Origin of the sequence: Veronia nyctiphanis (assembly GCF_004116385.1) — a bacterium.
Classification (GTDB): Bacteria; Pseudomonadota; Gammaproteobacteria; order Enterobacterales; family Vibrionaceae; genus Veronia; species Veronia nyctiphanis.
In genome coordinates this window covers 1-9,595 of the sequence record NZ_PEIB01000061.1, presented here as the reverse complement: position 1 = coordinate 9,595, position 9,595 = coordinate 1, and the positions used below count along the sequence as shown (strand labels likewise).

The following is a 9,595-nucleotide window of genomic DNA, read 5'->3' as shown; positions in this document are numbered from 1 at the left end:
ATTGAACGGTTCCATAATCCAAGAATGCGACGTAGGCTCGCCCGTCAAGACAATAAGTTTACGTCTTTATTAAACCGTCCGTAGAAATGGGGTAGAACCCGACTGTCATTACTCGCTGTTAGTGACTAGTTTGCGTTTATACGCGACATATAAAGTGCACTCACGAACTGACCATCTTTAAATGCAAAATCTTTTGCCTCGCCTTCGACCTCAAAACCAAACTTCCTGTATAAGGTGATTGCTGAGATATTGTCAGAAAACACTTCAAGCTCAATGCGTCGGATGTTGAGCCATTTATCTGCCAGAGTTATCACGGCTTCCATGGGTGAGGAGCCAATGCCTTTTCCGCTATGTTCATCATGTACAGCCATTCCGATAGAAGCGACATGTCGACGCCTCGGTGATGATTGTAGCCAGAGCGTTGCATGACCGACAACAATACCTTCACTTTCAGCAACCAGAAAGTAGCTATCGCTTGAATCCTGATTGATGCGTTTCTCCCATGTGGCTAGTTTTGGAAATGGGAGTTGTGTGGTGAAAGCCTGCGCGCTAGGACAAGCGTATATCTCATGAATTGCAGCCAGATCGTCGCTGACTGCATGTCTAATTGTTATTGCCATCTAGGTGCCCTGAGGTTGAGTTGGCAATTTATAGTCGGTTAACGACTGTTTAAGTTCAACAGCGTTGTAGTGACATTACTCGAGATTTAGATCTAATGGGGTCTTACTTTTTCTGCCACCGATTTCTCGGGTTAGTGTTGGTACCAAATAACCAGAAACCTCTTCGACTAGGCCCGCCATAAGTTTTCTTGCTGCTTTGTCATCAACAAGGAAGTGCGCTGCGCCAGAGACTTTGTCCAAGACATGAAGGTAGTAAGGCAAAATACCGGCATCAAACAGTCGGTTACTCAATGCTGCCAGCGCGTCAACGGAGTCATTAATATCTTTAAGTAGAACACTTTGATTTAACACTGTGATATGGGCTGATTTGAGCTTATTGATGGCAGCTTTAAGGTGCTCATCAATTTCGTTGGCATGGTTAATATGGGTCACCATGACAACCTGTAGTCGGGTGTTGGTTAATGTTGAAACCAATGCTTCGGTGACTCTTGATGGGATCACGACGGGCAGACGCGAATGGATCCGCAGCCGCCGAACATGGGGTATGGTCTCCATAGCATTGATTAGCCACTGCAGTTCATTGTCTTTTGCCATGAGGGGGTCCCCACCGGATAGGATCACCTCATCGACTTCGTCGTGTGCATGAAGGTAATTAATCGCTTCTTGCCAGACTGTTTTATTCCCTTTGTTATCCTGATAAGGGAAATGTCTTCGAAAGCAATAGCGGCAATTAATCGCACAGCCACCCTTAACAATCATCAAAACTCTGTTTTTGTATTTATGTAGCAGTCCAGGTTGCTCGTTGTTTTGCTCATCAAGCGGATCATCGCTAAAGCCATCTACCTGCCTGAATTCGTCAGAAACAGGGAGAACTTGTTTGAGTAAGGGATCGTCAGGGTTACCCGGCTCCATCCGATCGATGAAACTTTGAGGGACACGTTGTGCGAACAAGCGCCGTGCAGCAAAGCCAGAATTCCATTCTGAGGTATCGATATTCAGTTGTTGCAGTAGTTTCTCTGGGTCTGAGACAGCATTTGATAGTTCTTTGATCCAGTTTTGCTCAACAGACGGCAGGTTTCGGGTTATTATGTCAGGCATTTATGACAACTTCGAAGATGTTAAGAGGATAGACATGGCGTCTTTTAGCACCAATGAGTTCCGTGGTGGAATGAAAATTATGCTTGATAATGAACCGTGTGTCATTATCGAAAATGAGTTTGTTAAACCTGGTAAAGGCCAAGCGTTTAACCGCGTGAAAATCCGTAAACTACTTTCAGGCAAAGTTCTCGAAAAAACGTTTAAATCCGGTGACACCGTTGAAGCCGCTGACGTAATGGATATGGAGCTTGACTATCTGTATACCGATGGCGAGTTCTGGCACTTCATGAACGCTGAAACGTTTGAGCAAATCGCCGCTGATGAGAAAGCAGTCAGCGAGAATATCAAATGGTTGAAAGAAAATGACCGTTGTACTTTAACGCTTTGGAACGGCAACCCAATTGCTGTGACTCCACCTAACTTTGTTGAGTTAGAAGTGGTTGAAACTGATCCGGGTCTGAAAGGTGATACCCAAGGTACAGGTGGTAAGCCTGCGACGCTGACGACTGGTGCAGTGGTTCGTGTTCCCCTGTTTATTCAGATTGGCGAAGTCATCAAAGTTGACACTCGCTCTGCTGAATATGTTGGTCGCGTGAAGTAACACTTTATGTGAACAAAAAGGCCGCTTTTTGCGGCCTTTTTCATTTTTAACGCCCGGTCCACCCTGCCTGCTTACATTGTTCGTAAATTACGATATTTTTCATCGAACCCTTCGATTATTCCTATGTGTTATCTTTTTAACGCGAACTGACCGATATAGCGATGCCACAGGGCGTCGCTTTTTTATGGCTCTGCCACTGGTGAAGATTTGCAGGTAAAATGTCACCTTATTTCGCATTGGACTAGCATTATGAGTCAACAGTGGCAGCCAACCACGTCCTTAAACGCGTTAAAGCAACGCGCTGCAACCCTTAAGACTATCCGTCAGTTTTTTGAAAGCAGGGATGTCCTAGAGGTCGATACGCCAGCCATGAGTCAGGCTACGGTAACAGATATTCATCTTCATACTTTTAACACCCGTTTTGTCGGTCCCGGCCATGCAGACGGAGTGCCACTGTATCTGATGACCAGTCCTGAATTCCATATGAAGCGTCTGTTGGCTGCGGGTAGCGGTCCTATTTACCAGATTTGTAAATCGTTTCGGAATGAGGAAGCAGGGCGAAATCATAATCCGGAATTTACCATGCTCGAATGGTACCGTCCCAGTTTCGATCATCACGCTTTGATGGATGAAATGGATGCGTTGCTTCAACGTGTTTTATCGGTCGGGAAGGCGGAGAGAATGACCTATCAGCAGGCGTTTCTCAATGTATTGAGTGTTTGCCCATTGGCAGCGCCTTTAGCTCAGCTAAGGGAAGCTGCCAGCGAGTTGGGGCTTGCTGATATTGCCAGTCATGAAGAAGACAGAGATACGCTGTTGCAGCTTCTTTTCAGCGTGGGAGTTGAACCTCATATTGGTCTATCTGTTCCTGCTTTTGTCTATGATTTCCCTGCCAGTCAGGCAGCTTTAGCGCGAATTTGTGAGCATGATGAACGGGTCGCCGCAAGGTTTGAGGTCTACTTCAAAGGCGTGGAACTGGCCAATGGTTTTTATGAACTTGATGATGCTGATGAGCAATTAGCGCGCTTTGAGCGAGACAATGAGAAGCGCGAAACGATGGGGTTATCGCCTCAGCCAATCGATCACCATCTGATTGAGGCGTTGGCGTCAGGCTTCCCTGACTGTGCGGGGGTTGCTCTGGGCATTGATCGTCTGGTGATGCTGGCCAACGGCTGTCGTCATATTGATGAGGTGATTGCGTTTCCGGTTGGTCGCGCATAAGTCAACGATAGGCTAGGGCAAGATTCATTCTCCCCCTTGACTTTCTGTGCATGTCTGCGGGGGAGAAAGAATAACCTAGTATTTGAAACGTTTAATCAGGTCTGTCAAACCGTCTGCCTGTGAGCTCACATCGTCCATGTTTGATTTGAGACGGTTAAGGATCTCAGCACAAAGCTGGATATTGTCATCTACGGTGCGTACGTCTTCTGACACACTTTCCACTTGTTTGAACTGATCCTGAATAGCCTGATTGACTTGTTCGAAGTTTGAACAGACATCGTTGTTAGAGTCGGTGATTTTTTTGAGCAGTTTCCCTGATTCATTCACCTGACTGACCCCGCGAGAAATCCGCTTATCTGATTCGTTTATCAGTGAAGATATTTCTTTTGCCGCATCGGAGCTTCGTTGAGCAAGTGCCCGGACTTCGCTGGCGACCACTGAGAAGCCTCTTCCCTGCTCACCAGCCCTTGCTGCTTCCACTGCCGCGTTGAGTGCCAGAAGGTTGGTTTGAAATGCAATACCATCAATCACACTGATGATCTGCTGCATTTGTTTACTCGATTGAGTAATCGCATTCATCGCGTTTTCAATATCATCGATGACGTCCTTACCCTGCATGGCATGCTTGAGAGCATCTTGAGAGAGCGATGATGAAAAACGCGCTTTTGACAACGTCTCATTAATGGATGTGCGCATGGTATCCATCAAGCCGCCGATATTCTGGATACTCTGTACCTGTTCTTCGAGCTGTTGGTTGAGGCCAGAGACCTCATCGCTTGCATCGTCAGTTTTGTCGTTAACGGTTGAGGCGGTTCCTTGAATTTCTTGGATCATGCCGCTGAGATTACCGATGGTTTGGTTGGTGCTGTCTTTCAATCGGCTGTAGTCACCGCTGACAGTCATCGTGAAATTCTGAGTGAGGTCACCTTTCGACAGAGATTGCATGACCACCTGAGTATGACTGAAGGTCTCTTGCAGTTTTTCTCCTGTGCCGTTCACTGCTGACGCTAACTTGAGCAGACCACCTTGTGCATTCGCATCGGAGCGTGTTTTGAAGTCACCATCCACAATGGCATCCATGACTTTCAGAATGCTGGTGATGACTTTGTCCGTAGAGCCTGAGGCAAGATTCACAGACGCTTCATTTCGTTGAGCTTGCCACTGGCTTTCACTGTGACCGAATGGCTAAAGTCACCTTGGCTCATCGCTTCCATCACGTTGCAGATTTGATTGATGATGGCTTCTGAATTGGCAATGCTCTGGTTGATAGATTCTTTGAGCTCAGCGAGTTCTCCTTCGGCATTGGCCATCACCCGCTGGTCATAGCGGCCGGACTCTAGCTGATCCATGACTTTTCGCGCATCCGAGATGAACTCAGCCGTTGTGACAGCCGACTGATTGACTTGCTCTTTGACCAATGCGAGTTGGCCTTTGGCGTCAACAGTTACCCGTTTGTTGAACTGACCGCGCTGAATTTCTGACATCACGTTGCCGATGTCTTCAATGGTTTCATCAATCACGTTGGCAGAATCATTGATGCGGTTTTTTAAAAGTTCTAAATCTCCTCCCAGTTTGAGGTCTATCTGTTGCTTGAAATTACCCTGTGCAAACTGCGTCATGGTAGAAGAGATTTGTTTTACCGCATTGTCTAGCGATGCCAGCATAGCGTTGAGTGCTTTGGCAGCTTGCCCTGTTTCGTCATTACTGTGAACTTCAGCGCGCGCAGAAAATGTCCAGTGCTTACGCAGTGATACTAAGAAGTTCGACAGATCCTGCATAGGTTTGGAAATATAACGGCCAAAGCGTGATGCTACAGTCAGCACAATGACGACAAGAGCAATGGAGACGAACAGATAAATAAGCTGCAAGTTACGGATGGCCGCGAGGGCTTCCACTGTCTGTTGCTCGACCACCACGTACCATGTCGTGCCTTCGGCGATTTCCACCGGGCTGTAAATGGATATGGTATCTTCACCAACGTAGTTAACTGACTCCAGACTGCTGTCTTTACCCTCTGGCAAGTTATTCAACGCGTTTTCAATCAATGGAGTGTTAACCGTCAGGTTTTGTCTGAACGAGCTTTCTACAGTGAACTTTTCACTGTGGAAGGTATCTGAGCGCAGTTTCTTGTCTGTACCGACTAAGTAGGACTCCCCCGTCACGCCGAGGCCATTGGCTTTGCTCATAACCTGACTGACTTGATCGAGGGGTAATTGGATAATCAGCACCGCGATTGGGTTGCCCCCAAGGTAAACAGGCGTTGAGATAAAACTGGCAGGTGCGTTGTAAGAGGGCAGGTAGGGTTCATAATCGACGAGAACAGAGCCAGATTTGTCAGATTCGATACCTTGCTTCATGCGCTTAAACGCCTGTCCAATACCAGATTCACTGTAGGGGCCATCGATTAAGTTTGTTGCATAATCCAGCTCTTTATAGACAGAGTAAACCAGATTTCCTGTTTTCATATCGACAAGAAAAATGTCATAGAAGCCAAAGTCGACAATGTAATTTCTGAATGCTTCATGGTAACGACGGTGAACGAAGTCATAACGTTCGCGTCCGGCGCTTGGTAACTTATCTTTTTCGCCAAGGGGATAAATATTGTCGGCAATGTAGCTTTCTGCAACGCCAGTGTTTTTGGGCTGACTGACATCAGCATATATTCGACTGGCGCTTCTACACCCGTTTTCTCAATGTATACTTCGCCAAATTGTTCCTGATAGTACGCCAAGAGATTGTCCGGTACCGAACTGTACTCTTCTTCGTCGACCGGGTAGCGGTTGAATGTCTGGATGAATTCTGGCGCAGCAGCAACCGTGATGGGGCTTTTGGCCAGATTTTTCAGCACGGTCATGCTTTGGTCAAAATACTGCTGCAAAGAGTCAGCTTTGAGGTTGGCAATCGCGTTAATCGACTGGGTCTTCTGTGATTCGAGGGCTGTTGTTGCGCTGTATAGCCCGATGATTGCTGTTATCCCTGTTGGGATAAGGCCTACGAGACACAAAATGATGGTGATCTTTTTAACTAGAGCAAAATCAGCAAAGCGCGTTGCCATGAGTCGTCCCCGTGCTGGTGAAAGCGCACCAGTTCAAATGAATAAAAAACGCGTTTTTATTTCAAAGTGTAGCAACGGACACATTTTGAGGTGGATGAATTTCACCCGAAAAAAGAGGTAACTATAGCGTATGACGTAAAGAAAAAGGCTCCGAAGAGCCTTTGAAAATTAAGCGGATTTCGTCGCCGGCTGTTGTGCCTGACGTGCGTAGGTTTCACCCATACGCGTCGGCTGTCCCGGGAGGATAGATTCATCAAATTCGATCGCGTCTTTCGGGAACAGGTTAATGACTGTTGAGCCCAGCTTGAAACGACCCATTTCTTCCCCTTTTTGAAAGGAAATAGCATGTTCGCCTTCCGTTGGGTAATCCCAGCGACGGATACTTTCACCTGTAGGTGGTGTTACTGTGCCTGCCCATGTGGTTTCGATACTTCCAACGATGGTTGCACCTACCAGTACCTGTGCCATAGGACCAAAAGCGGTTTCGAAGATGCAAACCAGACGCTCATTGCGGGCAAACAGGTTAGGAACATTTTCAGCAGTCAATGGGTTCACGGAGAACAACTCGCCCGGTACGTAAATCATCTGGCGTAGGGTACCGTCACATGGCATGTGAACGCGGTGGTAATCACGTGGTGACAGGTACAAGGTCGCAAAGTCACCGTCAGCGAACTCTTCCGCCAGTGCTTTGTCACCGCCGAGCAGTTCACAGGCGTCAAAGGTGTGGCCTTTGGCTTGAATCAGGCGTCCTTTCTCGATAGGACCCGCTTGACTGACGCAGGCATCAGCAGGATGGGTGATGGTTTGTGCGTCATCGTTGATAGGGCGGGCGCCCTCTTTCAATTCACGCACGAAAAAATCATTGAACGTTGGATAGACTGTTGGATCTGGGTTCTTCGCTTCGCTCATTTCAACATTGTATTGGCGAATAAACCACTTGATCACGGCTGTGGTCAGAAAGCCTGCCTTCGCCGCAGCCAGTTTTCCTATCAGGCGAGTTAATGCATGTTTCGGCAAGCAATATTGCATGCCAATTTTCAGGTTATCAGACACAGAAATAAATCCTAAAGTTTCATGGCCATCAGTGGTTTACCTGTTGGCCAGTTTTCAATCAACGACACAGTTTACCCAGATTTTGGTCGGGCTGCCAGCTACTCTAGTTTTCCTTGTTTCGGGAAAACTGACGATTTGCTTTCATCTCAGTCATGCTTTCGAGGATCTTGTGATAGCTTTCAAAACGCATTTCACTGATCTCACCGTTTTCAACCGCTTCACGGAGCACACAACCTGGATCGTTGCCGTGTTTGCAATCTCGGAATTTACAGCCTCCAAGATAATCACGAAACTCGATAAAACCTTGGGTAATTTCTTCAGCTTCAAGGTGCCAAAGGCCGAATTCACGCACTCCGGGGCTATCAATAAGATTGCCACCGTCAGCAAAATGATAAAGACGAGCTGTCGTCGTCGTGTGCTGACCGAGACCAGAGTTTTCTGATACTGCGCCGATATCTGCATTGACGTCAGGCATCAGCGTATTCACAAGACTTGATTTACCTACACCAGACTGCCCGACAAAGATACTGGTTTTGTCTGCTAGCTTGGCTTTGAGTGCATCGATACCTTCTCCTGTTTCTCGGCTGACCATCAGTATTTGATAACCAATCGATTCGTAGAGAGATAGGGTCTTTTCTATGTCTTTACGCTGGGGTTTATCAAGAAGGTCGAGCTTGTTGATGACAATCAGGGACTTGAAATTCAGCTGCTCGGTGGCAATCAGGTAACGGTCTATAATATTGAACGACAGCTCAGGCAAGATAGCTGAGACAATCACAATCTGATCAATATTGGCAGCGACAGGTTTGACGCCGTCGTAGTAATCGGGACGAGTCAACACAGAGCGTCGTTCGTGCACGCCCTCGACAACACCGGCGATACCTTGAAGTGACTCGACCCCCGGACGCCAGATCACTTGATCGCCAGTCACCATACTCTCAATGGAGCGGCGAAGGTTACATCGGTGAATCAGCCCAGTAGAAACATCTTCTATGTCGGCGTGTTGACCAAAACGGGTTATGACAACGCCTTCGCGGGCGGATTCCAGCAGGGATTCGTCCCATTGAACATCGTCTTGTTGACGGTCAATACGTTTGCGTTGGTTGGAACGTACACGGCGCAATTGGCCTTTTGTGAGCTTTTTCTTTTTTGCCACGAGATTGTCGCTAAGTTAGTTGGCTTTCATATCAGGCTAAGTATCATACACGGTTTACCTTCAAAAAAGGCAATTTGGCATGGCATTCAGCGATAAGAATTTAATCTGGATTGATCTGGAAATGACCGGGCTTGATCCAAAGCAGCATAAAATCATTGAAATCGCGACCATAGTAACGGATGCAGAACTCAATATTTTGGCAGAGGGGCCAGTACTGGCTATTCACCAGCCTGAGGATGAGCTGGCAAAAATGGATGACTGGTGTACCAAAACACACACAGGCAGTGGTCTTGTGGATCGTGTAAAAGCCTCGACAGTGACAGAGCAAACAGCCACTGAACAAACGATCGCATTTCTTGAAAAATGGGTGCCTACGGGTGTATCGCCGATCTGTGGCAACAGTGTCAGCCAAGATCGCCGTTTTCTTTTTGATCATATGCCGCAGCTTGAAGAATACTTTCACTATCGCACAGTGGATGTCAGTACGATCAAGGAATTGGCATCACGTTGGCAACCTGATGTTTTGAAAGGGTTCAAAAAGAAAGGTACCCATTTAGCACTTGATGATATCCGTGAGTCGATTACTGAATTGCAGTTTTATCGGACCAAGATCTTTACGATCTGATTGAAATATGTGCGTAACGGAGAAAAATCACTTTTTTTGCAATCCAAGGCTTGCATCGGCGTTTTTTCTTCGTATAATTCGCAGCCCTGACAGAGACAAACGTCTTTGCGTAAGCGACACTAGCTCAGCTGGTAGAGCGCAACCTTGCCAAGGTTGAGGTCACGAG

The 9,595-nt window shown here is 47.1% G+C and carries 10 protein-coding genes; 3 read left to right on the top strand and 7 right to left on the bottom strand.

The annotated features are described in order from the left end of the window. Positions 1-125: 125 nt before the first annotated feature. Both CS022_RS24015 and epmB read right to left on the bottom strand, forming a co-directional pair. Positions 126-620, bottom strand: a complete 495-nt coding sequence (locus CS022_RS24015) for a GNAT family N-acetyltransferase (protein WP_129124395.1) — start codon at positions 618-620, stop codon at positions 126-128. A gap of 75 nt (positions 621-695) precedes the next feature. Next, a complete protein-coding gene (gene epmB, locus CS022_RS24010; protein WP_129124394.1) occupies positions 696-1,718 on the bottom strand; it encodes an EF-P beta-lysylation protein EpmB in 1,023 nt (340 codons plus the stop codon). A gap of 34 nt (positions 1,719-1,752) precedes the next feature. Here epmB and efp point away from each other — a divergent pair, with 34 nt between their 5' ends. Next, positions 1,753-2,319 carry an elongation factor P gene (efp, locus tag CS022_RS24005; protein ID WP_129124396.1) on the top strand — a complete coding sequence of 189 codons (567 nt, stop codon included), beginning with the start codon at positions 1,753-1,755 and terminating at the stop codon, positions 2,317-2,319. A 249-nt stretch (positions 2,320-2,568) separates the two neighbouring features. Beyond that, positions 2,569-3,540 (top strand): elongation factor P--(R)-beta-lysine ligase, encoded by a 972-nt coding sequence (gene epmA, locus CS022_RS24000; protein WP_129124393.1) that lies wholly within the window; start codon positions 2,569-2,571, stop codon positions 3,538-3,540. A 75-nt stretch (positions 3,541-3,615) separates the two neighbouring features. On the opposite strand, the gene CS022_RS27010 is transcribed toward epmA, so the two are convergent. The 5 genes from CS022_RS27010 to rsgA all read right to left on the bottom strand — a co-directional run bounded on the left by CS022_RS27010 (position 3,616) and on the right by rsgA (position 8,804). Beyond that, positions 3,616-4,674, bottom strand: a complete 1,059-nt coding sequence (locus CS022_RS27010) for a methyl-accepting chemotaxis protein (protein WP_235869894.1) — start codon at positions 4,672-4,674, stop codon at positions 3,616-3,618. Next, positions 4,671-6,005 (bottom strand): HAMP domain-containing protein, encoded by a 1,335-nt coding sequence (locus CS022_RS27005; RefSeq protein ID WP_235869893.1) that lies wholly within the window; start codon positions 6,003-6,005, stop codon positions 4,671-4,673. Before CS022_RS27005 ends, CS022_RS27010 begins: the two co-directional genes overlap by 4 nt. After that, positions 6,002-6,595, bottom strand: a complete 594-nt coding sequence (locus CS022_RS27000; RefSeq protein WP_235869892.1) for a hypothetical protein — start codon at positions 6,593-6,595, stop codon at positions 6,002-6,004. Before CS022_RS27000 ends, CS022_RS27005 begins: the two co-directional genes overlap by 4 nt. A gap of 168 nt (positions 6,596-6,763) precedes the next feature. Further along, positions 6,764-7,648 (bottom strand): archaetidylserine decarboxylase, encoded by an 885-nt coding sequence (gene asd / locus CS022_RS23990; protein ID WP_129124392.1) that lies wholly within the window; start codon positions 7,646-7,648, stop codon positions 6,764-6,766. 103 nt (positions 7,649-7,751) lie between these two features. After that, a complete protein-coding gene (gene rsgA / locus CS022_RS23985) occupies positions 7,752-8,804 on the bottom strand; it encodes a small ribosomal subunit biogenesis GTPase RsgA (RefSeq protein ID WP_129124391.1) in 1,053 nt (350 codons plus the stop codon). Between the two features lie 79 nt (positions 8,805-8,883). On the opposite strand from rsgA, the gene orn reads away from it, so the two are divergent. After that, a complete protein-coding gene (gene orn / locus CS022_RS23980; protein ID WP_129124390.1) occupies positions 8,884-9,429 on the top strand; it encodes an oligoribonuclease in 546 nt (181 codons plus the stop codon). The last annotated feature ends 166 nt before the right edge of the window (positions 9,430-9,595 follow it).